This is a genomic window from Alkalihalobacterium elongatum, assembly GCF_019024285.1.
Taxonomy (GTDB): domain Bacteria; phylum Bacillota; class Bacilli; order Bacillales; family Bacillaceae_F; genus Alkalihalobacterium; species Alkalihalobacterium elongatum.
In genome coordinates this window covers 444,324-467,444 of the sequence record NZ_WMKZ01000001.1, presented here as the reverse complement: position 1 = coordinate 467,444, position 23,121 = coordinate 444,324, and the positions used below count along the sequence as shown (strand labels likewise).

The window sequence follows — 23,121 nt, the reverse complement described above, 5'->3', positions numbered from 1 at the left end:
AAATTGAGAACGATTGAAGTAGTTGGAGCCGTAATAATTAGTGAACAGAAGAGCATTCTTTGTGCATTACGTTCAGAGAAGATGTCGATGTCAAATCATTGGGAGTTTCCTGGTGGGAAAATTGAAAATGGTGAAGACATGAAAGAAGCGTTAGTTCGAGAAATTAGAGAAGAACTTGGCTGCCATATCCGAGTTAAAGAAAAGATTACCGATACTTATCACAGAACGGAAGCAATCATCGTCCATTTGCATACGTTTTTAACTGAAATTATCGAAGGTACACCAGAGCCAATAGAACATGAGGAATTACGTTGGGTGCCAATCGATGAGCTTCGTCAATTAAACTGGGCACCTGCAGACATTCCAACTGTTGACTGGCTACAACAAGAATTAGATCGGTAATGTAGATTTTGGAACATGTATAGGGAATTAGATAAAAAACGGCAACTCCTAGAGAGATGCCGTTTTTATCCTTAATAAATGAAGCACTTTTCCATTGCCATTATATCAATAAATTTACCGTCTAACCTACCTTGGTTATGAAATATACCGACTTCGCGGTAGCCGTTTTTTCGATATAGAGATTGTGCCATCTCGTTTTGAGGGAAGGTATAAAGTACAATTTTATAGAAATCATTTTGTATCGCTAATTGTTCAATTGCTTTTAAAAGGTGACTTCCGACTCCTCGTCCACGAAAATCTCGATCGATATAGATGGATAAGCTAGCGACTCCATCATATGCAGATCGTGAATTGTATTGGTTTAGGGAAGCCCAACCAGCAACTATTCCTTCAATTTCTGCGACAATAACACCGTAGCGACCTTGGTGTTTACTATACCATTCTTGCATAAATGCATGGTCTTTTATATCTGATTCTAATGTAGCAATCCGGTCCTGAATACCTTGATTGTAAATATCTCTTATGGCTTCTAAGTCTGTATGAGTGGCTAACCGAGTTGTTACTAGTTTAAGCATAACCATGCACCCTTCCCTATTATAGTTGGCTTTTTCTAGAAGATTGTTGTTATTTAAACAAGAGCTTACAAATAATCTATTTATTTTACGATATCATATTTTAAGCGATTCTGGTGAATAAAAATAGACAACTTTTATAAATTATACGATACAAATTAAGTGACAAAAATTAATGATTGAAAGAAGGTTCATTATGAAAACGGCACTAGTATTAGGTGGAACTATGTTTTTTGGAAAGAAATTAGTTGAACGACTACTAGATGAAGGAGTAGACGTAACAATTGCTACGAGAGGACAAGTGAAGGATCAATTTGGTGATCGTGTAGAGCGATTAATCATTGATCGAGAAAATCGATCAACGCTAGAAACAGCTTTTTCACAGCACTTCGATATTGTGTTTGATCAAAGTTGCTTTTCTCCACAAGAAGCAATGGATGTATGTGAGGTTTTAGAAGGTAAGATTTCAAAATTAGTGTTTACATCGAGTGGAGCTGTATATGATTTTGGTGTAAATAAAGTGGAAGGTGATTTCAATCCATATAAGTTTCCGATCTCTAAGCTAAAAGGAAGACGAGAGTATAAAGGGATTTTTGGATATCAGGAAGCGAAACGTATGGCTGAAGCCGTCTATTTTCAAAAAGCAAGTTTTCCCGTTGTAGCAGTTAGGTTGCCGATTGTAGTTGGTGAAGACGATTATACAGAGCGGTTAAAGTATCACGTTGATAAAGTAGCGAAAGGAGAGCCACTACATATTCCAAACATTAATAATATCCTTGGTTTCATTACGTCAGATGAAGCAGCTGCTTTTTTGTATGAACTAGGACAAAATTCGTTTGAAGGTCCTATTAACGGCGCTGCTCCTGATGATCTATCATTTCGTGAGCTAATGCAACGAATTGAAGAGATTGTAGGTAAAAGGGCTGTCTACACGGATGGAAAGAACCAACAAACGATGTCACCTTATGCCTTGCCTGATTCTTACTCACTTTGTTCAAAGAAAGCTGAACAGATAGGGTTTACCTTTAAAAGGGTAAATGAGTATTTGCCACAGCTTGTTCAATACTATTTTCAAATAATTAATGGAAGCATAGATGAAACTCGAGCAAAAAAATGATATGCTATAAAAGCTTATGAAACTCGAATAAAGAACTAGCAAGTGGAGGGACATACATTGAGTTTAATGCGAACGATTACTGGGATTTGGAAAAGTTCAGAGGAAACGAGTGAACAACCAAAGGTCCCTGAATTAAAAACACGCTATTATCGAAAGAGTCGTGAAGCGATGATTGAACAAGTGTCAGAAACCATCAATCAAAAGTTTCCAGAATGGCAGCTTAAAAAAGTGGATAAAGAACGTGGAGAAATGATCGTCGAAAAAATAAAAGGTACACCTTATTTGATGATTATTACAGTTTTTAAAATTGACCCAATCAATAGCGCAATAGATATTCACTGTTCAAAACAAGGCGCACTAGGAGACTTTGGAAAAAGTTATCAATACATCCAGCATTTTTTCAACACCTTAGGTGACAGGCACCTTTAATACTTTATTGTGTTAAAGGTGCCTTTTGCTTAAAGATGAGGTAAGTTAGGAAGCCTAGGAAGTATATGATTAATGTGATAATTCCTAGGGTTGGGGATAAGAACATTCGGAATGCTATACTTAGCGCTAAAGATATGTAAAGAAAGCTAAGTAATTTTTTCATTTCATCATTTTTAAAGAAGTTAGTTAGTTTAGCCCCTAATGGACTCCCAAAAAACGTACCTGCAATTAAAACAAGACCAATAATATATTCGATCGGCGTCGTCAGAGTATATTTAACAAAGCCAACAAGCACGATTAGAACAACAGAAGCGAGACTAGTTCCTACTGCAGTCCTCACTGGAAAACGGAGTAACCCAATTAACAGGGGAACGATGATAAAACCCCCACTAACACCTAACATTACAGAAAACATCCCAGCTATTAGCCCAATTAAAATGAAGTAAATATATTGAGGGAACTTTGGTTTTTTTACTATTTCAGTGTCTTCATTGGGCCGTTCTCTCCATAACATCGAAGCAAATGATAGTAAAAGAATAATAAAAACGATTGGAATAACAATCTCATCTAGCCCTTGTCTTTCTAAGTATAGGACGAAAGGCTGAGTAATTTGAACGGAAAGAATTCCAGCTACCGCAATGATACCAGCTACTTTCCAACGAATATTTTTCAAACGTAAATGGGCAATTGTTCCAAACAATGACGTTGAAAGTGAGAGCATTAAACTTGTTCCAATCGCAACCGTCGGCGGAGTCCCTATAATAAGTAGCAAAGGCGCTAAAATCACACCTCCACCAATTCCGAACAATCCAGAAAAAGTACCGATGATAACTCCGATGATTGCAAAAATAATATATTCCATACACCTCTCCCTTCTGCTATTAATTTATAAGTTATGTTAAAGGATATTGTTGATATAGCGGTAATTTATAAATAACTTAAACATATGAGTTTAATTTTAAGCTATCATTATATTTTGTCAAAAATAATTTTCAAGCTAAAGAAGTAACCTCGGAAAATGCAATTATTTTTTCTATGTAACAATCTCTTGTCTAGTTAAAAAATGGGAGTAACTTGAAAAGAAGGAAGGAAAAAAGCCAAAAAGAACACATTTCTACTTAGATGGCTAGGAGGAAAAATGATAGAAGTTTTCACTCAAAAAAAGTTGCTTAGTGGTTAGCAACAGCTAGAACATAATTAAGCAATAGAGTTTTAAGGGGAAAGTGTAAATAAGAATACACGATGAAAAGGTCGGTTAGACGATTGTTAATAAATGCGATCATAACATGAGTCTCAATATTAATAGAAAAGAGATACCGTTCATCGAAATTAAAGTCTTTCATTTAGTGCTCTAATTAATAATTATTTTGATGTTTATGTACTCTTACCCTTGTTGTAGCAATACTCAATAACAACTAATTGTTTCTAGGTGGGTAATTTGGGTGGTGGCTTTGTAAGCAATTCCTTTAAATTTCAGGAAAAATCAAATATACTTAGCTGCGCTCATGAACAGAAAAAATGCTACAGATAAAGACATACCAATAACTAAGCTTTTCTCTTGAAGATCTAGACCTTTCCATTTTGTAATCATATGAATTCCTCCTAAAATGGTTTGTTCTAGACTATGAGCAAATCTAGTATTTTATAACAATCTTTTAAAAATTTTTTTACTAGATTGTGTGGTAAAAGAATCTAGCGAGATTATGATTCCAAAATACAATATTTGACTAAATAAAAGGTGCCCCAGTAAAACAAAAAAACACTCCAAATTATTACAATTTGGAGTGTTTTGGTAGGTCAAAAGCTTTTTAATTTGGATATTTTGGATTGTGGTGAATATTTTTTCTGTAGTTAACCATGTACTTATGGAAAAACCATTCTCCTCCAGTAATAAGTAAGGCAGAAATAAAGGCTACGATAAATGGAATTCTTAGACCTTGAAATAATGGACCAATAATCCATATTAGCCAAGTAGCCATGAATAGGTCAGCTAAGGAGGCAACGACATTATTTGATATTTTTAAAATATACAGATCACCTACAGAATAACTAACAGCAGCAACTAATATACCGATCCCAATTGGTGTCCAAACTGGATAATTATAGGCAACCGACATAACAATTAGTAGTACAATAATGGTCATAGCCATTTTGATGAGGATTGGATTTAAATGTTTAAAAATGATAACCACTCCTTAAAACTTTTCATTATCGTTAGTATGTACAAATGTTAACGAAATAACTATAGGTGAGGAGAAAGCAATGATAAGGTCAATTTCAATTTATGATGCTGTTCGTTACGGTCTATTTTTGAAGAAATTAGAAGAAGAAACAAATTTTTTATTATTGGAAGTTAACGAAAGAAAAACAACCAAAGAACATATGGAAAAAATGATTGATATGTTTTTAAAGGTGAAAAACTCGACTATACTAGTAGCAGAAAAAAACGGCAAGCTTATTGGACACATTTTAGCAAAAGGTGGAGATGCTAACCGTAACCAACACTGCGTTATGATTGTTATAGGTATTCTTCAAGAAGAAGCTGGTAAAGGGGTAGGAAAGAAACTATTTCATGAACTTGAAAACTGGGCAATACATAACGAAATTACTCGTTTTGAATTAACAGTGATGACTCATAACGAAAATGCCCTTAAATTATATAAAAGCGTCGGTTTTGAATTGGAAGGAACAAAACGAAATTCTCTCAAGGTAAATGGTGAGTATGTAGATGAGTATTACATGTCAAAATTATTAGATAAATAAAAAAGCTTACAGAGACGTGAATTATCGTTTAAAATAGAAAAGGCTTGTTAAAAAATTTTTCTGAAAATGAAAGGATGATTCACTCTTGAATCCTTTTTTAAATAAGAGCGTAGAACTATTAGCACCTGTTGGAAATTGGGATTGTTTACGTGCAGCTGTTGCTAATGGGGCAGATGCAGTTTTTTTTGGTATTGGTAAATATAACGCCAGAGTTCGAGCAGATAATTTTCAAATGGAAGAACTCCCTCATATTATGGCGTACTTACACAAATATAATGTACGTGGGTATGTAACTTTTAACATTTTAGTATTTGAAAATGAATTAGAAGATGCAAGACAGTTAGTAACTGCCTGTATGGAAGCTGGAGTTGATGCATTAATTGTTCAAGATATGGGACTTATGCATATAATTCGTGAAATGTCTCCAGATTTTCCGATTCACGGTTCAACACAAATGACTGTTACATCAGCTGAAGCTGTCGAGTTTTTAGCCCCTTACGATATTGAAGTTGTTGTACTAGGACGTGAAAACAACCTAAAGCAGATTAAATCGATCTCGAATAAAACGGAAACCCCATTAGAAGTATTTGTTCATGGTGCACTTTGTGTATCCTATTCAGGGCAATGTTTAACTTCTGAAATGTGGGGTGGCCGTTCTGCAAACCGAGGTGAATGTGCGCAAGCCTGTCGTCTGCCGTATGATTTAATCGTTGATGGAGAGAAAAAGGAAATGGGGAACATTGCATATGTGCTATCTCCTAAAGACCTTGCAGCCATTGACCTAGTACCAGAGTTAATTGAGGCAGGTGTATCTTCTTTCAAGATTGAAGGGCGACTTAAATCACCTGAATATGTAGCAAACGTTGTTAGTAAGTATCGTAAAGCGATTGATGAATATATGGCAGGTGCATATTACCGTCCTTCGGTTGAGGATATACGTGAATTAGAGCAAAGCTTTAGCCGTGGGTTTACACACGGATTTTTAGAAGGTACAAATCATAAAAAACTCCTCGATGGTACGTTCCCGAAAAAACGTGGTGTTTATCTAGGTACAGTTAAAAAAGTATTAAAAGATGCTGTTCTTTGTGATATTGAAGCGCCGTTAAAACGGGGCGATGGTATCGTATTTGATGCAGGACGTCCAGAAGAAAAAGAAGAAGGTGGCCGTGTTTATGACCTTCGGAAACGTGGAGAAAAAGTACCAGGTGAAATACCTTCTGGTTTAATCGAAATTGTTCCAGGGCGTCATGATGTGAACTTAACTAAAGTTAAAGTCGGGGACAAGATTTGGAAAACGAGTGACCAAGAGCTAGAAAATCGCTTGCGCAAAACGTTTGAAGGTGAAATTACGTATAAACTATTTCCTGTTAGTATCGAAGCAAGCGGTGAAATAGGACAAACTCTTGTAACCAAGTGGACGGATGTAACGACTGGAAACTCTGTCATTGTCCGTTCTGAAATGGGACTAGAAAGGGCGATGAAACGTCCGTTAACTAAAGAATATTTAGTGGACCAATGGGGGCGTTTGGGCGGGACAATGTTTGAATTGAGTCGTCTAGATCTTCACTTAGAAGGAGATTTAATTGTTCCTGTAAAAGAGCTTAACCGCATGAGACGTGTCGCAGCTGAACAGTTACTGGAACTTCGAAAAAGGCCGCGCCAATATAAAGTAAATGATGCATCAACATCCGTCTCAACAGAAAGCGTAGTTGTCAAAGCAGCTGCGAAGAGTGAGTTAATTGCCCTTTGTCGTACAATGGAACAAGTCGAAGCAGCCTGTCATACAGATGTACATTTTGTTTATGCTGACTTTGAGTTTACGACGGATTATCCAGCTGCAGTTGAAGTAGCGAGGAAATATAATAAGCCAATTGCGCTAGCAACGCCTCGTATTCATATGCCTGGAGAAAATGGTATTTTAAACGGAATCCTAAAAGCAAAGCCAGATGCAATTCTTGTTCGTAGCCTAGGTGCCGTGCAATATTATACTTTACTTAACCTAGGTATACCGTTATTCGGTGATTTCTCTTTAAATATTGCAAACCATAAAGCTGCAGAATTGTTTCTAAGTCGTGGTTTAGACCGTGTAACACCATCTTATGATTTGAATGTTCAGCAGATGGTCGATATGCTTGAAGTAGCACCAACAGACCAAATGGAGCTGGTTATTCATCAGCACTTACCGATGTTCCATACTGAACATTGTGTATATTGTACTTTCTTAAGTGAAGGAACAGATTTTACGAACTGTGGACGTCCTTGTGAAGAACATCGTATCTCATTACAAGATCGCGTTGGCTTCTCTCATCCAGTTCGTGTTGATATCGGGTGCCGAAATACGGTTTATAATGCAATTGAGCAATCTGGTGCAGAATATTTACCACAGTTTTTACAGTTAGGAATTCAGCATTATCGAGTCGAGTTCTTAGAGGAAACAGGTGAAAAGGTAAAAGAAGTCCTTTCGTTATATCGCGAAGCCTTAGATGATAAACGTACTGGAAGCAGTGTATGGCGTGAATTGCGCGCGACTAACCAACTTGGAGTCACTAGAGGGCAATTGGTGAAAAAATAAGTAATTATAGTTATTTGAACTAGCAGTAGACAGGGGATACACCCCTGTCTTTTTTATGGTATGGGGCAATAGGTAGCTATGTTTTGATTTCAGATGTGTGTACTGACTTGAGACTAAATTTTTTATAACAACATTCTAATTTGTAGGTAATAGTTATGGGTTCAAATCAAGGTTAGCATTAGAAGCGTTAAATCGTGTTTTTCTAATAAAAATGATATCATTAGAATAAGATTATAAGAGGGTGGAGGATCGTATGAGCGATAGAGAAAATGACAATATAGAAGAACATAAATACGAAGAACCATCTCCAGAAGACTTTTTATTTGAAGAATCAGTAGAGGACCTAGAGGCTGTCGAAAAACAAAAAAGGCGTAAAGCCGTTATTATAAAATCAGTTGCTATCGGGATTTCTTTTTTACTGGTACTCAATGTATTAGGTGTTTGGTTAAATATGTTTAACTTAGATGCGTTACAATTTTTGAAAACTTCAAATGAATTATCAAAACAAGAAGATATTCAATTATATAAAGAGGCAGTAGTGACAATTCAAAGTAGTCATTCAAGGGGAACAGGGTTTGCAGTGTCATCCGATGGGATAATTATCACTAATCATCATGTTGTCGATGGAAAAGGACAACTTGTAATTAGCTTTCCTAATGGTGATTTGTATGAGGGAACAGTCATTGACTCAAATGAAGATTTAGATCTGGCTTTTGTATCTGTTCCTGCTAAAGATATTCCTTATCTATCGCTAAATGACAAAAGTGGTTCAATAGGGGATGAAATTTATGTAATTGGTAACCCATTGATGCACTCACAAATTGTAACAGATGGAGAAATTGTGGAAAATGAAGATCGATTACAAGTGTTAAAAATATCGGCACCTATTTATAGCGGAAATAGCGGTAGCCCCGTAATTAATAAAGAGGGTAAAGTAATTGGCGTTGTTTATGCCCGAACTATTCCACGGTTAATAGATGAAAAAGAGCCCGTTGGTTTAGCAATACCAATACAATATGTTAATAATGTAATGGAGAATCTTAATCATTAATGCTATTACAAATGGGAGAGAGGGACATGATGGAAAAAATCGCAGTTATTTCAGATATCCATGGTAATACCCCCGCATTAGATGCTGTATTAGCAGATATTGAAAACCGACAAATATCTCACATCATTTGTCTTGGTGATCTTGTCGGAAAAGGGCCGCACTCAAGTTTCGTAATTGATAAAGTTAAAGAAAAATGTGAGTTAACGATTATGGGAAACTGGGATGAAATTATTACAAGAGAACCAGAGTTTGATACACTTCGCTGGCATCAAGCTCAACTGCGTGATGACCAAGTAACGTTCTTAGAACAACTTCCGTTTTCACTTGACTTTTATATGAGTGGCAGGTTAATAAGACTATTCCATGCTTCGCCTAGAAGTGTTCATGAGCGAATTCAGCCGTGGGACACGCTTGAAAAAAGAATGACAATGTTTCATAATTCCGACAAAACAGAAAACCTTGTGGGAGCAAAAGAGCCAGATGTAGTCGGTTATGGAGATGTCCATAATGCATATTTACAAAACTTCCAAGGGAAAACTTTATTTAATTGTGGAAGTGTCGGAAATCCATTAGAAATTACTCAAGCTTCATATGCAATTTTAGAAGGTGACTATCAGTCCAAGCGTATAAGTAGTTTCTCGATTCAATTTGTACGAGTTCCATATGATATTGACTTAGCTATTGAACAAGCAAAAGTAGCGAAGATGCCAGAACTTGAAGAGTATATTAAAGAATTAAAAACTGCGAAGTATCGAGGTTTGAAAGATTAAAGAAAAGAGTTGATCCGTTTTGAGACTAGGGTATGCTTGCCAAAATATTAGTTTGAAGTCAAAGATGAGGACATGTCGGTTAGCTACTGTGGAAAAAGAAGGAATGACAAAGATAAAGGAGCTAGCATTACTCAATTTCAAGGAAGTTTTAAAAATCGTAAATTGGAATGCAGAAAATGGTATTCTTTTTTTTCGATTGAGTAGCGATATTATTCCATTTGGCAGTCACGAAGTCCTAGATTGGAATTGGTGGGAAGATGAAGACATTCTAGACCTTAGTAGTCAAATTGTAAAAGTAAAGAACAAGTATAAAATGCGTTTAAGTATACATCCAGGTCAATATACGGTCATCAATTCACCTAATAAAAAAGTAGTAGATAACGCCTTAAGAGACTTAGCTTATCATGATAAGCTAATGGAGCTCGTAGAAGGTACAGATATCATTATTCATACAGGCGGGGCTTATGGAAACAAAGAGGATAGTAAACAGCGGTTTATAAATGTTTATAATGAATTAACACCTAGTATTAAAGGAAAGCTCCGTCTTGAAAATGATGATAAAGTTTATAACGTTAATGATGTGCTACATATATACAAAGAAACGGGAGTACCGATTTGTTTTGATATACATCATCACTTTTGTAATCCCGTCGAAACTGATATTAATACTATTATTGAAACAGTTGTTAAAACGTGGGATGGGGTAGGTAAACCGAAAATGCACATAAGCTCTGGAAAGACGTGCAGTACAGATACAGCACATCATGATTTCATTCATAGTCACGATATGGATTATTTTTTATCTGTTTTAAATGGTTATGATGTAGATATTATGATTGAAGCGAAAATGAAAGAGAAAGCAATACTGCAGCTGCGGTAGCGCTTTGGTGAGATTGTTTTAATAAATGATGAAAGCGAAGAATAACAGGTATATGGACAAATGTAGAAATGGTAATTTATATAAAAATCGAATAGCAGTATTGGCAACAATGCATAAGAAAGAGCAAGTCATTGCCCCAATATTAAAGCGAGAATTAGGAATGGGATTAGTAGTTCCAGAACAATTTGATACCGATGCTTTTGGAACTTTTACGAATGAAATCGAGAGGGCAGGAGATCAGCTTCAAGCAGCAAGAAAGAAAATAGAAAACGCTATGTTAATTAGTGATCAGATAATCGGAATTGCGAGTGAAGGTTCCTTTGGTTCACACCCCATGGTTCCGTTTATTCCTTTTAACAGAGAGCTCATTTTATTTGTTGATAAAGAGCAAGACCTTGAAATTACAGGCTTTGCAGCAAATAGCAATACTAATTATGCAAAAAAAATGGTTGGAAGCTTTGATGAAGCCTACGAGTTTGCGGTAGCTCACGGATTTCCAGAGCACGGCTTTATCATCAAAGCAACCACAGATACGATACAAAGAGAGGAGATTGAAAAAGGGATAACGTGCTTAGAACACCTTAACCATGCAGTTACTAAATTGTTGGACTCACGAAGCGCAATCTGTATTGAAACGGATATGAGAGCGATGTATAATCCAACCCGAATGAAAAATATTGAACTAGCAACATTAGACCTCGTTAAGAAAATACAGTCAATATGTCCAGAGTGTTCAACACCTGGCTATGAGGTGGTTGAATATAAGAAAGGTTTAACATGCCAATACTGTGGTAATCCAACTGATTTGATACTCTCTCATGTTCTTGAATGTAAAAAATGTCACCACAAAGATGAAGTTCTGTATCCGAATGGTAAAGAGTATGCAGACCCTTCTCGTTGTAACTGGTGTAACCCATAATTCCATATTAGATGTTAAGCAAAAATAACACCGCTCAAGTAATTTGAGCGGTGTTTCTGTTATTAAGCACTAGCATTTGCTACTTCTAAATACTCATCATATGTCATTAGTTTATCGATGATTTTACCTTCTGGTGTAATATCGATAATGCGGTTTGCGATTGTTTGAATAAACTGGTGGTCATGTGAAGTAAAGATCATTGATCCTTTGTAGTTAATTAAGCCATTGTTAACAGCTGTAATTGATTCTAAGTCCAGATGGTTAGTCGGTTCATCTAACAAAAGAACATTAGCTCCACTTAACATCATCTTCGAAAGCATACAACGTACCTTTTCTCCTCCTGATAAAACACTAGCTTTTTTCATAACCTCTTCACCAGAGAAAAGCATACGACCTAAGAACCCTCGTAAGAAGCTTTCAGTTTGGTCATTAGGGGAGAATTGGCGTAGCCAATCGACAAGGTTAAGGTCACAGCCTTCAAAAAACTTCGAGTTATCTTTAGGGAAGTAGGCTTGGGAAGTTGTTAATCCCCACTTGTACGTACCACTATCTGCTTCCATTTCACCCATTAGGATTTTAAATAAAGTTGTCTTTGCAATTTCATTCGTTCCTACTAATGCAACTTTGTCATCTTTGTTCATCGTAAAACTGACGTTATCTAACACTTTAACACCGTCAATTGTCTTTGTAAGGCCTTCTACAAGCAACAGATCATTTCCAATTTCACGGTCTGGCGTAAAGTGAACATAAGGATAACGACGAGAAGATGGTTTAATATCATCTAAAGATATTTTTTCTAACGACTTTTTACGAGAAGTTGCTTGTTTCGATTTTGAGGCGTTTGCCGAGAAACGAGCAATAAAGTTTTGTAGTTCTTTAATCTTTTCTTCTTTTTTCTTATTTTGATCTTGAGCCATTTTTAATGCTAATTGACTAGACTCATACCAGAAATCGTAGTTCCCCACATATATTTGAATTTTACCAAAGTCTAAGTCAGCAATATGCGTACACACTTTATTTAAAAAGTGTCGGTCATGGGATACGACGATTACTGTGTTTTCAAAATTAATAAGGAATTCTTCTAACCATTGGATTGCTTGGATATCTAAGTGGTTGGTCGGCTCATCTAGTAAAAGAACGTCAGGCTTACCAAATAAAGTTTGAGCAAGTAATACTTTTACTTTCTCTCCACCTGTTAGTTCTGCCATTGTCTTGTAATGAAGGTCTTCACCAATACCTAGACCCTTTAAAAGGATTGCAGCTTCAGACTCTGATTCCCAACCGTTCATTTCAGCGAATTCGCCTTCAAGCTCTGCAGCTTTAATTCCATCTTCATCACTGAAATCCTCTTTCATATAGATAGCGTCTTTTTCTTGCATGACTTCATAAAGACGAGCATGACCCATAATAACCACTTTAAGTACTTCGTGTTCTTCGTATTCAAAGTGGTTTTGTTTTAGAACAGCTAGACGCTCACCTGGATTCATATGTACTTCGCCTTGTTGAGGTTCAATTTCACCGGAAAGAATTTTGATAAACGTTGATTTCCCAGCTCCGTTGGCACCGATAAGACCATAACAGTTACCAGGTGTGAATTTAATATTTACTTCTTCAAACAGTTTTCTATCTCCATAACGTAAACCTACATTTTGTACTGTAATCATTAAATAAAACCCTCCAAAAACAATATCTTTAAAATTATACCATTAATTCATTTGAGAAAAAACTAAAGTTAATTCCCGAAACAATTTTATAAAATAAAGGCTGGTTTCAGTACTTTAAGAAAGGCTCTTTCTCAAAGATTGTTGCTCTAAGCTATTGGACCGTTAACAAGCGAAAACTTGGTTCTTCACGCTTTAGCGTTCAAACAACGGTCCAATAGCAACATAGTTTACGAAAACAGCCTTAATAAAAGAGCCAAAATAAAAAAGCCTGATTCAAGGAAATCAGGCTTTCGTCAATATCTCTCAAAACTTCTGCCTAGTTACTTTTCAGCCATAAACTTACCGTTTTTTCTAAATCCAACTAGATTTCGTCCTGATCGTTTAGCAAAGTATAGGCATTCATCGGCCGCTTGAACGAGCTGTTCAGGTTTCATATTTTGGTTTGTGAAGTTTGAAACCCCAATTGAAACAGTAACATTGAGTTGTGTATCGTTTATATTAAATAAAATTCCCTCTACTGATTCGCGGATCCTTTTGGCAATTTGTAGAGCGTTTTCTTTATTACAATCTGGTAGTAGAACCGAAAATTCCTCTCCACCATTTCTTGAAATGATGTCTGACGAACGCGATTCTGACTGGAGAACTTGTCCTAATCTTTTTAAAACGAGGTCGCCATTAGTATGACCATAAGTATCATTTATCTGTTTAAAATGGTCAATATCTATCAATAGAAAGGAAAGCTGTGTTTCTTCGTTATTTCGACAATTCTTTATTAAATCATCAAGAGACCTATTAAACCCCCGTACATTCGTTAGGCCAGTGAGGGCATCTTCATAAGAATTTTGCTTTATAGAACGGTAATTTTCATTAGCTTCTCTAACGTACCGTAAACAATACATAAGAAAAATCCCACTTACAATAAATATAATACTAAATTGAAAAGGGATAAATAAATCTCTTACCAAGAGAAATACTGTTCCAATCCCAACCACAGTTGAATAGAAAGTCATAATTAACCATTTCTTACGATATTGCTTAGCGATATATTCGCCAATAAGTCCGCAGCCTATGCCAACGACTATAGTAGTGCTGAAAGCAATAATTCCTCCAATACTCAAACCATATATTGTAATCCGAGCTAAACCAATTATTATCGAAGCAAGAATAGCTGGTACTATACCCACAAGATGAGCAGCAAGCATAATTGAAAAATAACGTAAATCAATGACAGCATCAGAGATTTGAATGCTATATTGCATTAGAATAATCCCTAAAAGTCCTGTAAATAAACCAATCGCAAATTTTATACGTAGTTGAGAGTTTATAGAAAGCTCGGTATCTCTCGTTAAATATCCACAAACAAATATAAACGATGAAAGGATAGCAGCATTGGCAAACATCTCATGTATGAAATAATACATTCAAAGTAATTCTCACTTTCTAAAAAAATTGAACAAAGTTAATTATACAATTAAGTTTTTTTAACACAAGAGAAATAATTGTGAATTACAAGTAAGTCAAAACGTCCAAATTTATTAAAAACACAAATACAAGTTGACAGGTAGGAATTGTTTGAATAATATATAATTATAAGTAAAACAAATGATTATATTAAGTCTTTCTAATTATTTAGTTAGTAAAAGACTGTTTAGGCGCACAGCCGTGAAGAGAAAGCTAATGCTTGGTTGACGGCAAAATGCAAAAAGGAACAATCTATGAGAAAAGAAATTAGTGAAAAATAAATCATATAAGAATAGTATGTATTAAAAGGGGATGTCAGGTATGTTAAAGTCGGTAGTCACAAATTTACAAAAAATTTTCATCGATCAGTATTGTGCAACTATAGCACCTTATCATCTCTTATTTAATGAACAGTTTATGGAACGTTATACATCGTTTTATTCTTGGGAACAATTTCAACAAAATAGTTACCTAGATACTTCAAACATAAAAAATTTAATTAATAGTAATAAAGAAGAATGGGATCAATTTGTTGCTCAAACGACTCACTTTAATAACTGGAGTGAGATGTTAAATAAAGCAGAAGAACACTATGTTTTAGAACGCTCGTGCGGACCGTATCAGTTTATGTAAAAGGCTAGCCATGTAAAAAGGACCAAGGCAGACAAAAGAATGTCGCCTCGGTTCTTTATTTAGGTTTAAGTTGTTTTATTAGAAAAAGATTGAATTGCACTCTGAGCAAGTATTTGAATAGTGGCGTCATCCATCGGTGGGTTATGCAGTCCAGCACGGACATCCTGGTAGTAAAGTTAAAGAGGATTTTTTTCAGATAAGCTTCTAGCGCCGACGACTCGCATAGCTTGATCGACCATCTCAATAGCTGAATTGGTTACGACATGTTTGACTGCGGCAAGATCAGGAATCGTGATTGTTTTATCATCTAACTCATCCTATTTTTCTGCTACGGATAAAAGAAAGTGTCGGGCGTGTTTTAACTTGAGTTCCATTTCACCTATTTGTCTTTGTATATTCGGTAATTCGATAATTGGATAATTAAGGCTGTTTGGTTGGTAGGAACTGGCAAATTCAATTGTATAGTGACATGCAGCTTGTGCATTTCCTAAATAGCAAGCAGGAATATGAAGCAGCCAGCCATTTGCTCTATATTTGGGTCGAGAAGAAACCATCTCTAATAAGTGATCGTCCTCAATTTTCACATCCTCCAAAAATAAATCATGACTTTCCGTTGCCCTCATTGCAATACTATCTCACGTCTTCTCAATACGAACACCTGGGGTATCACGGGGTACTAAAAACTCCCCGATTTCTTCACTGCCTTCAATCGCGGCTGAAACTAAAAAGAAATCAAGGACTGGAGCCATTGTTGTAAATGTTTTTCGACCATTAATTCTCCAATGCTCCCCATTTTTTACTGCCGTCGTTTGTGGTTTACCACCTCGTGTAGGTGAACCAGTTTGTGCCTCTGTTGCTGCACGATTAAGTAATGCATTTTCGTTTACCTTTGCCATCACCGCTGCGTATTTTTCTTTTTTCCATGGTCTAGTAGTTGCCAAATCTAAAATTATTCCAACATCCCAACCAATCGAAAGAGCAGTCGGCCCGCACCCTTGAGCTAAACGCTCATGCAGTAAAATGAATTCGTATAAGGAAGCTTCTTTTCCACCAAACTCTTTTGGCAGTGTTAATATCGTATAACCGATCTGCTTTAAGTCATTTATATTTTCAATTGGAAATGCTCCCTCAAGATCATACTGTTGAGCTCGTTTTGAGAATTGATCTGCTAATTGGCCTATTTTTTCATAGTGTTCCTTTTGTTCTTCTGTTTTAAAAAACATAGTGACATCGCCCTCCCAGGTTCTAACTTATTTACTACCATGAGTACGTTTGGAATGCAAATTTTAAAGATTAATTTAGAGTTAACTTTCACTAAAGATACAATCAATTTACAGTTGTATAATGGTGTAAATGATAAAAAATGAGTTATTTTCACACGATTCTTTGAACGGACATTATTGGAGATGTGATAAATAAATTTTCTTCCATAATGAAATCAAATTAAATTTAAAAGATTTGTAACCTTTTTGTGCTGAAATTAGACTAATCAGTATCAATAAAAAAGGGGAGGTTGAACTTTGGAGCGAGAACAAGTTAAAGAAGAAATTAAACAAATTTACCGTGACCATTACAACGATGTCTATAAGTTTCTAGTAGCCTTTACAAATACGAGAAATGAATCAGAAGACTTAACGCAGGAAGTATTTATTCGTTTATTTAAATCGTTACCTAAGTTTAAAGGTGACTCTCAATTAAAAACATGGATTTTTTCGATAGCAAGAAATGTTGCCATCGATCACTCAAAAAGAACTAGAAGACAGCAATTGATGAGTGACATAGTCTTAAAATTCATTCCTTCCAAAGAAAAGACAACTGAAGAGATGGTTGAAGCAAAAGAAGAGATTGATGCCGTGTATACTTCATTAAAAAAGTTAAAGTATGAATATCGGATGGTTATTATCCTTAGAGGAATACAAGAGTTTTCTGTGAAAGAGACTGCTCAAATCATGAATTGGAATGAGTCTAAGGTAAAAGTTAATTATCATCGCGCTTTAAAACAATTAAAGAATGAACTAGAGTCAGATACTAGTCTAGTAAATGAAAGGTGGGTTTGAAATGGATCGAAATGAAGAACTTGAAATTTTAAGAGAATTAAAGAAAAGCCATTCAAACATAAAGCCTAACGAAGATTTTGTTGACCAATTGGAAGGAAAGCTCGTTCACAAATTTTCATTACGATCAAAAAATAAATTAATGCTTCCTGTAACGGGCACAATTTTTGCAAGCATATTATTGCTGTTATTCGTTTTCAATATAGAGGGGCTGTTCCACCAGCATGCAGAGTATGAAAAGGATATCGAAGTCTATATTTATCACACTCATACGTGGGAAGCGTTCCTGCCAGAGTTGGATATAGAAGTAAACGAGGATGACGAATTTCCAGGAGCGCATGCTTGGCACCGTGAAAATAATATTACCGCTGTTGGAGAGCATTTAAGTAATGAGTTAACGAAGAGACGAATTGTTACCCTTCATGATGCCACTGATTTTCAAACGATACTTGAAGAGCGCGGACTGAAGTACACGGACTCCTATGATGTGTCGAGGGAAAATGTAGAGGAAGTACTCACAAAATATGACAACATACAAATGGTGTTTGATATACACCGCGATTCTTTATCAAGGAACCAAACAACAACTACTATCAATGGTGAAGAAGTTGCTAGAATTTACTTTAACGTCGGAGGGGAGTTACACCAAAGGAGCAATTTTGATTTTGCAGCAGAACTCCACCGACTAGCAGAAGAAATGTACCCTGGTTTATCAAGAGGTGTTGTCAGAACTGGAGGTATAGGCCGAAACGAGATATACAATCAAGATCTTCACAATCAAGCGATAATGATAGACATTGGTGGCTATGAAAATTCATTAGAGGAGGTAAAGAGAGCTGCCACGTATTTTGCAGATGTAATAGAGGTATTTCTAGAAAAATAGCACATTCTTATCTGTATAAATAAATACGCTCAAACCATTACGGTCTGAGCGTATTTTATTTATTAAAGAATTAAATAACCTTCGTTGTCCAATCCTCACAATTCCATTTTTCAGTAACGATATCATTATAGAATTCAGGTTCGTGGCTAATAAGAAGAATGCTTCCTTTGTAAGCTTTTAAGGCACGCTTTAATTCTTCTTTTGCATCGACATCAAGGTGGTTCGTCGGCTCATCGAGTACGAGTAAGTTTGTTTCATTGTTAATAAGCTTACATAGACGAACTTTTGCTTTTTCTCCACCACTTAAGACCATAATTTTACTTTCGATATGCTTAGTCGTTAATCCGCATTTTGCTAATGCAGCACGAACTTCCGCCTGGCTATATGAGGGGAACTCTTTCCAAATTTCGTCAATACACGAATTTTGATTATCCGCTTTCGCTTCTTGTTCAAAATAGCCAATATGCAAGTAGTCTCCTCGTTCAACCGAACCTGAGACAGGCTTAATCTCGCCTAAAATGCTACGTAATAACGTCGTTTTACCGATACCGTTTGCCCCGTACAATGCGACTTTTTGTCCGCGTTCCATACGCAGGTTTAACGGTCTTGAAAGTGGTTCATCATATCCAATCACTAAATCTTTTGTTTCAAAGATAACTTTTCCAGATGCACGAGACTCTTTGAAATTAAACTCTGGTTTTGGCTTCTCTTTAGCAAGTTCAATGACTTCCATTTTATCTAGCTTTTTCTGGCGGGACATTGCCATATTACGTGTGGACACGCGGGCTTTGTTTCTTGCAACGAAGTCCTTAAGCTCAGATATTTCTTGTTGTTGCTTTTTATAGGCTGCTTCTAATTGTTGTTTTTTCATATCGTGAACTTCTAGGAAGTGGTCGTAATCGCCGACATAACGGTTCAACTCTTGGTTTTCCATATGATAAATGAGGTTAATAACGCTATTTAAGAACGGGATGTCATGTGAGATTAAGATAAACGCATTTTCATATTCATTTAAGTAACGCTTTAACCACTCAATATGCTGCTCATCTAAATAGTTTGTCGGCTCGTCCAATAGTAAGATATCAGGCTTCTCTAGTAATAGTTTAGCCAAAAGGACTTTTGTTCGTTGTCCACCGCTTAAATCATCAACATCACGATCAAGACCAATATCTGATAGTCCAAGACCACGAGCAATTTCTTCGACTTTAGCATCAATTGTATAAAAATCATTATTCGTTAAAATATCTTGAATCGTCCCTGTTTCTTCAAGTAACTTTTCTAATTCCTCTGGAGAAACATCACCCATTTTATCAAAAAGCTCATTCATTTGTGTTTCTAAGTCAAATAAATATTGAAATGCACTTTTTAATACATCGCGCATCGTCATGCCTTTTGACAGAACTGTATGTTGATCTAAGTAACCAACACGTACTCGTTTCGACCATTCTACTTTTCCAGCGTCTGGTTGCAGTTTTCCTGTAATGATATTCATAAACGTCGATTTACCTTCGCCGTTTGCTCCGATCAGACCAATATGTTCTCCCCTTAAAAGGCGGAAAGATACATCATTAAAAATCGCACGGTCACCAAATCCGTGACTTAAGTTTTTCACCGTTAATACACTCATGAATGGACAACACTCTTTCTATATAAATTTATAGATAATCAATTTAACTTTTCGCATCTTACCTATTATAAAACGAATGAAACTATTTTAACATACTTTGAAAATATCCAATTTATTATTTTTAAAATTGAAAGCTTTGAAGAGAAGTGCGTTTCTTTACAAAAAGTTTATACAATGAGTCATTGAACTATTGTAAAATGAAGTATCAGATTAACCTCAAATTAACGATGATAGAGCATTAATCCCCTTAGTACTCTTAACTAATCACAAGTAGAAAAGGTCTCTTCCTCCATTTATAAAAATTATATTTTCCTTTACAATAGAAAAAGCAGTGTTTAGGAAGGAGTTCATTCATGCAAACAAAAGCAGTTGAACTTTTAAAGCAATATTTTGGTTATGAATCTTTTCGTAAAGGTCAAAGTCATATTGTTGAAAAAGTTTTAGAAGGAAAAAATACACTTGGAATTATGCCAACAGGTGGTGGGAAATCAATCTGTTATCAAATTCCAGCTCTTATATTCGATGGAATGACCATCGTTGTATCACCGCTTATTTCATTAATGAAAGACCAGGTGGACGGGTTAAATCAGCTTGGAATTCCGAGTACATATATTAATAGTTCTCTCTCGAATAGTGAATTGAGTGAACGGATCGAGAATATGAGAAATGAACAATATAAGTTAATTTATATTGCACCTGAGCGGTTAGAAGACGTTCGTTTCTTTTATTTATTAAATGAGCTACCGATTACGCTCGTTGCAATCGATGAAGCGCACTGTCTTTCACAATGGGGACATGATTTCCGCCCGAGTTATTTAAATATATCATCACTCATCAGGAAACTGCCGACCAATCCAGTTGTGTTAGCGTTAACGGCAACGGCAACGCCTCAAGTAAGAGAAGATATTTGCCGGCACTTAAGCATTGAAGAAGAGAATACGATTGTGAATGGAGCGAGAAGAGATAACTTATCGTTACAAGTGGTCAAAGGGCAGGATAAATTTTCTTATGTCTCGCAATACTTAAAAAAGCATGCCGCAAGCTCAGGGATTATCTATGCGTCAACGCGAAAAGTCGTTGAGCAGCTGTATGATAAATTAACCGAAAAGGGCATAGCTGTTGGAAAATATCATGGAGGCTTATCAGATCTAGAACGCGCAAAATATCAGGATGATTTTATCCGTGACAATATAACGGTTATGATCGCAACGAATGCATTCGGAATGGGAATTGACAAATCTAATGTGCGATTCGTCCTGCATTACAATTTGCCAAGAAATATTGAATCGTACTATCAAGAAGCGGGAAGAGCAGGACGTGACGGTGAAGAAAGTGAATGTGTGCTGCTTTTTGCTCCTGATGATATTCGGATTCAAAAGTTTTTAATTGAACAGTCTGATTTAGAAGAATCGAGGCGAACAAACGAATACAAAAAGCTACAACAGATGGTGGATTATTGTCATACGGAATCGTGTTTACAACAATATATTGGACACTATTTTGAGGATGATGAATTTGAAAAATGTAATAAGTGTTCGAACTGTCTAGATGATGGCGAAACTTCAGATGTGACTACAGAAGCACAAATGGTCTTTTCCACGATTAAAAGAATGCGAGAAAAGTTCGGAAAAACGATCGTCGCTCAAGTTTTAGTTGGTTCTGAAAGTAAAAAGGTAAAAGATTTTAAATTAGATCAATTGACGACCTACGGATTGCTTAAAACATGGACTGGAAAAAACCTATCACAGTTTATTGATTATTTAACGGCAGAACAATTCCTAAAGCCGTCGGAAGGCAATTTTCCGACGTTACGCTTAACTGAAAAAGCAGTAACTGTCCTAAAAGGAGAGCTGAAAGTTTATCGTAAAGAAAAGGTTGAGCGAGTAGTAATCGAGGCTAACGATGAAGTTTTCGAGAGTTTACGTAAATTACGTAAGGAAATTGCAGATGAAGAAAAAGTACCTCCATACTTAATCTTCTCAGATAAAACCCTTCGTGAAATGAGTAAGGCAATTCCTATTACCACTGAAGAATTATTGCAAGTTAACGGGGTCGGGCAGCAAAAACTTCAGAAGTATGGTGAACAATTTTTAAACGCGCTACAACCTTTTAAGGATCAGAAAGGCGAACAGGAAGTTTTCGTACAAAAAAAAGCTTCCTCAAAAGTACCGAGCCATCATATTACGTATGAAATGTATCTACAAGGAAGTTCAGTCAATGAGATTGCAGAGCAAAGGGAGTGTTCTGAAGAAACGGTTCTAACTCACTTCGAAAAATGTTATGACGAAGGCAAAGATATCGATCTTCGTCAGTTTGTGAATGAGCAACATGAACAATTAATTGAAGAAGCCATTGAGACGATAGGTGCTGAGCGCTTAAAGCCTCTTAAGGAGAGCTTACCAGCAGAAGTTTCCTATTTCGAAATTCGCTATGTAATTGGTAAGAGAGTAAGACAAGATTAATTAAATAGTGTGTTATTAATAGAGAGCGGGGAATCCTTGGATTTCACCGCTTTTTAGATGTTCATCTGTAACTGGAAAATGTGAAAGAATGGTTCCCGCTTAAGGAAGTATTAAAACAAACGAGGAACGAATGAGAAAATAGATCATGCTAGAGGAAAAACTCGATAAAAATGCTATGTAGAAAACACATATCAAACTACAAGGCTAGCTCAACTACTACCAGCCCATCACAACAAAAAAACCTCTTCACTACGAAGAGGCTTTCATTCGATTAACCGTTTATTGCATTGTCTAAAAATTCAATAGCTTGTTCTTCTTCGAATCCTTTGACAAGAATGAGTTCGCTAATAAAAATGCGTCGGGCATTATCAAGCATAAACTTATCTTCAGTACCAAGCTTTTTATTTTTATTTAAGAACATTAAATCCCTAATTACTTGGGCACTTTCACAAATATCACCAGTTTTCATTTTTTTCATGTTTAAATGATAACGTTGGTGACGATTAACCGAATCGTCTGGTTCACCTTCGTGAAGAATTAATAAAGCCTTTTCTAACGTATCTGGGTCAACGACTTCACGTATACCGATAATTGATGTTTTCTCCATAGGAACCATTACTTGCATCGTACTATGAGACAAATTTAAGACATAGTATTGTTGGGTCTCCCCAAGAATTTCTCTTTCCTCGATATCTTCAATCACACCAGCGCCGTGCATTGGGTAAACAATCTTGTCTCCAATTTGAAACATAGCTCGACCTCCTAAATTTGAGTTCATCATTATTATATCATACTTGTCTGATAATAGCAAAATTTATAATTTTATCATTCATTAATTTCACTGTCAATCAATTTATGATAT

At 35.9% G+C, this 23,121-nt stretch carries 20 protein-coding genes and 1 pseudogene; 13 read left to right on the top strand and 8 right to left on the bottom strand.

The features are described from left to right. Positions 1 to 3 precede the first annotated feature (3 nt). Complete coding sequence (locus GKP30_RS02400; protein WP_216827781.1) at positions 4 to 402, top strand: (deoxy)nucleoside triphosphate pyrophosphohydrolase; 399 nt, start codon at positions 4 to 6, stop codon at positions 400 to 402. 71 nt (positions 403 to 473) lie between these two features. Here the strand turns inward: GKP30_RS02400 and GKP30_RS02395 are convergent, their stop codons facing one another. After that, positions 474 to 977 (bottom strand): arsinothricin resistance N-acetyltransferase ArsN1 family A, encoded by a 504-nt coding sequence (locus GKP30_RS02395; protein WP_236034845.1) that lies wholly within the window; start codon positions 975 to 977, stop codon positions 474 to 476. A 193-nt stretch (positions 978 to 1,170) separates the two neighbouring features. Between GKP30_RS02395 and GKP30_RS02390 the strand changes: the two genes are divergently transcribed. Together GKP30_RS02390 and GKP30_RS02385 are read left to right on the top strand one after the other, a co-directional pair. Further along, positions 1,171 to 2,091: an NAD-dependent epimerase/dehydratase family protein gene (locus tag GKP30_RS02390; protein WP_216827779.1), complete on the top strand. Its 921-nt coding sequence runs from the start codon at positions 1,171 to 1,173 to the stop codon at positions 2,089 to 2,091. A gap of 57 nt (positions 2,092 to 2,148) precedes the next feature. Then, the gene (locus GKP30_RS02385) at positions 2,149 to 2,520 is read left to right on the top strand and encodes a hypothetical protein (protein ID WP_216827778.1); all 372 of its coding nucleotides are present in this window, start codon (positions 2,149 to 2,151) and stop codon (positions 2,518 to 2,520) included. Between the two features lie 4 nt (positions 2,521 to 2,524). On the opposite strand, the gene GKP30_RS02380 is transcribed toward GKP30_RS02385, so the two are convergent. Then, a complete protein-coding gene (locus GKP30_RS02380; RefSeq protein ID WP_216827777.1) occupies positions 2,525 to 3,382 on the bottom strand; it encodes a sulfite exporter TauE/SafE family protein in 858 nt (285 codons plus the stop codon). A 946-nt stretch (positions 3,383 to 4,328) separates the two neighbouring features. Further along, positions 4,329 to 4,712 (bottom strand): DUF2512 family protein, encoded by a 384-nt coding sequence (locus GKP30_RS02375; protein ID WP_216827776.1) that lies wholly within the window; start codon positions 4,710 to 4,712, stop codon positions 4,329 to 4,331. Positions 4,713 to 4,782: 70 nt separating this feature from the next. Between GKP30_RS02375 and GKP30_RS02370 the strand changes: the two genes are divergently transcribed. From GKP30_RS02370 to GKP30_RS02345, 6 genes are all read left to right on the top strand, one after another. Next, the gene (locus tag GKP30_RS02370) at positions 4,783 to 5,283 is read left to right on the top strand and encodes a GNAT family N-acetyltransferase (RefSeq protein WP_216827775.1); all 501 of its coding nucleotides are present in this window, start codon (positions 4,783 to 4,785) and stop codon (positions 5,281 to 5,283) included. An 85-nt stretch (positions 5,284 to 5,368) separates the two neighbouring features. Beyond that, entirely contained in the window at positions 5,369 to 7,855 is a 2,487-nt protein-coding gene (locus GKP30_RS02365) for a U32 family peptidase (RefSeq protein ID WP_216827774.1), read from the top strand. 253 nt (positions 7,856 to 8,108) lie between these two features. Next, positions 8,109 to 8,906, top strand: a complete 798-nt coding sequence (locus GKP30_RS02360) for a S1C family serine protease (RefSeq protein WP_216827773.1) — start codon at positions 8,109 to 8,111, stop codon at positions 8,904 to 8,906. 29 nt (positions 8,907 to 8,935) lie between these two features. Further along, the gene (locus GKP30_RS02355; protein WP_216828080.1) at positions 8,936 to 9,676 is read left to right on the top strand and encodes a metallophosphoesterase family protein; all 741 of its coding nucleotides are present in this window, start codon (positions 8,936 to 8,938) and stop codon (positions 9,674 to 9,676) included. Between the two features lie 19 nt (positions 9,677 to 9,695). Beyond that, the gene (uvsE, locus tag GKP30_RS02350; protein ID WP_216827772.1) at positions 9,696 to 10,556 is read left to right on the top strand and encodes a UV DNA damage repair endonuclease UvsE; all 861 of its coding nucleotides are present in this window, start codon (positions 9,696 to 9,698) and stop codon (positions 10,554 to 10,556) included. A 25-nt stretch (positions 10,557 to 10,581) separates the two neighbouring features. Continuing rightward, a complete protein-coding gene (locus tag GKP30_RS02345; protein WP_216827771.1) occupies positions 10,582 to 11,475 on the top strand; it encodes a DUF6671 family protein in 894 nt (297 codons plus the stop codon). Positions 11,476 to 11,537: 62 nt separating this feature from the next. Here the strand turns inward: GKP30_RS02345 and GKP30_RS02340 are convergent, their stop codons facing one another. Together GKP30_RS02340 and GKP30_RS02335 are read right to left on the bottom strand one after the other, a co-directional pair. Then, a complete protein-coding gene (locus GKP30_RS02340; RefSeq protein WP_216827770.1) occupies positions 11,538 to 13,139 on the bottom strand; it encodes an ABC-F family ATP-binding cassette domain-containing protein in 1,602 nt (533 codons plus the stop codon). A 320-nt stretch (positions 13,140 to 13,459) separates the two neighbouring features. Continuing rightward, complete coding sequence (locus GKP30_RS02335) at positions 13,460 to 14,560, bottom strand: GGDEF domain-containing protein (RefSeq protein ID WP_216827769.1); 1,101 nt, start codon at positions 14,558 to 14,560, stop codon at positions 13,460 to 13,462. A gap of 361 nt (positions 14,561 to 14,921) precedes the next feature. Between GKP30_RS02335 and GKP30_RS02330 the strand changes: the two genes are divergently transcribed. Further along, positions 14,922 to 15,233 carry a hypothetical protein gene (locus GKP30_RS02330; RefSeq protein ID WP_216827768.1) on the top strand — a complete coding sequence of 104 codons (312 nt, stop codon included), beginning with the start codon at positions 14,922 to 14,924 and terminating at the stop codon, positions 15,231 to 15,233. A 65-nt stretch (positions 15,234 to 15,298) separates the two neighbouring features. On the opposite strand, the pseudogene GKP30_RS02325 reads toward GKP30_RS02330, so the two are convergent. Further along, positions 15,299 to 16,456: pseudogene (locus tag GKP30_RS02325) on the bottom strand (acyl-CoA dehydrogenase family protein). Between the two features lie 297 nt (positions 16,457 to 16,753). Here GKP30_RS02325 and GKP30_RS02320 point away from each other — a divergent pair. Together GKP30_RS02320 and GKP30_RS02315 are read left to right on the top strand one after the other, a co-directional pair. After that, complete coding sequence (locus GKP30_RS02320; RefSeq protein ID WP_216827767.1) at positions 16,754 to 17,290, top strand: RNA polymerase sigma factor; 537 nt, start codon at positions 16,754 to 16,756, stop codon at positions 17,288 to 17,290. A gap of 1 nt (position 17,291) precedes the next feature. Next, positions 17,292 to 18,170: a stage II sporulation protein P gene (locus GKP30_RS02315; RefSeq protein WP_216827766.1), complete on the top strand. Its 879-nt coding sequence runs from the start codon at positions 17,292 to 17,294 to the stop codon at positions 18,168 to 18,170. 70 nt (positions 18,171 to 18,240) lie between these two features. Here the strand turns inward: GKP30_RS02315 and GKP30_RS02310 are convergent, their stop codons facing one another. Beyond that, positions 18,241 to 19,797 (bottom strand): ABC-F family ATP-binding cassette domain-containing protein, encoded by a 1,557-nt coding sequence (locus GKP30_RS02310; RefSeq protein WP_216827765.1) that lies wholly within the window; start codon positions 19,795 to 19,797, stop codon positions 18,241 to 18,243. 353 nt (positions 19,798 to 20,150) lie between these two features. On the opposite strand from GKP30_RS02310, the gene recQ reads away from it, so the two are divergent. Beyond that, the gene (gene recQ / locus GKP30_RS02305; protein ID WP_216827764.1) at positions 20,151 to 22,259 is read left to right on the top strand and encodes a DNA helicase RecQ; all 2,109 of its coding nucleotides are present in this window, start codon (positions 20,151 to 20,153) and stop codon (positions 22,257 to 22,259) included. Between the two features lie 271 nt (positions 22,260 to 22,530). Here recQ and GKP30_RS02300 read toward each other — a convergent pair whose 3' ends face one another. Continuing rightward, complete coding sequence (locus tag GKP30_RS02300; RefSeq protein WP_216827763.1) at positions 22,531 to 23,010, bottom strand: CarD family transcriptional regulator; 480 nt, start codon at positions 23,008 to 23,010, stop codon at positions 22,531 to 22,533. Positions 23,011 to 23,121 lie beyond the last annotated feature (111 nt).

Excerpts from the sequence above, each read along its gene's own strand:
- recQ (WP_216827764.1), top strand. The coding sequence starts at position 20,151 with ATGCAAACAAAAGCAGTTGAACTTTTAAAGCAATATTTTGGTTATGAA.
- GKP30_RS02380 (WP_216827777.1), bottom strand. The coding sequence starts at position 3,382 with ATGGAATATATTATTTTTGCAATCATCGGAGTTATCATCGGTACTTTT.
- GKP30_RS02360 (WP_216827773.1), top strand. The coding sequence starts at position 8,109 with ATGAGCGATAGAGAAAATGACAATATAGAAGAACATAAATACGAAGAA.
- GKP30_RS02310 (WP_216827765.1), bottom strand. The coding sequence starts at position 19,797 with ATGAGTGTATTAACGGTGAAAAACTTAAGTCACGGATTTGGTGACCGT.
- GKP30_RS02300 (WP_216827763.1), bottom strand. The coding sequence starts at position 23,010 with ATGTTTCAAATTGGAGACAAGATTGTTTACCCAATGCACGGCGCTGGT.
- GKP30_RS02395 (WP_236034845.1), bottom strand. The coding sequence starts at position 977 with ATGCTTAAACTAGTAACAACTCGGTTAGCCACTCATACAGACTTAGAA.
- GKP30_RS02355 (WP_216828080.1), top strand. The coding sequence starts at position 8,936 with ATGGAAAAAATCGCAGTTATTTCAGATATCCATGGTAATACCCCCGCA.
- GKP30_RS02345 (WP_216827771.1), top strand. The coding sequence starts at position 10,582 with ATGATGAAAGCGAAGAATAACAGGTATATGGACAAATGTAGAAATGGT.
- GKP30_RS02370 (WP_216827775.1), top strand. The coding sequence starts at position 4,783 with ATGATAAGGTCAATTTCAATTTATGATGCTGTTCGTTACGGTCTATTT.
- GKP30_RS02340 (WP_216827770.1), bottom strand. The coding sequence starts at position 13,139 with ATGATTACAGTACAAAATGTAGGTTTACGTTATGGAGATAGAAAACTG.
- GKP30_RS02335 (WP_216827769.1), bottom strand. The coding sequence starts at position 14,560 with ATGTATTATTTCATACATGAGATGTTTGCCAATGCTGCTATCCTTTCA.
- GKP30_RS02390 (WP_216827779.1), top strand. The coding sequence starts at position 1,171 with ATGAAAACGGCACTAGTATTAGGTGGAACTATGTTTTTTGGAAAGAAA.
- GKP30_RS02315 (WP_216827766.1), top strand. The coding sequence starts at position 17,292 with ATGGATCGAAATGAAGAACTTGAAATTTTAAGAGAATTAAAGAAAAGC.
- GKP30_RS02330 (WP_216827768.1), top strand. The coding sequence starts at position 14,922 with ATGTTAAAGTCGGTAGTCACAAATTTACAAAAAATTTTCATCGATCAG.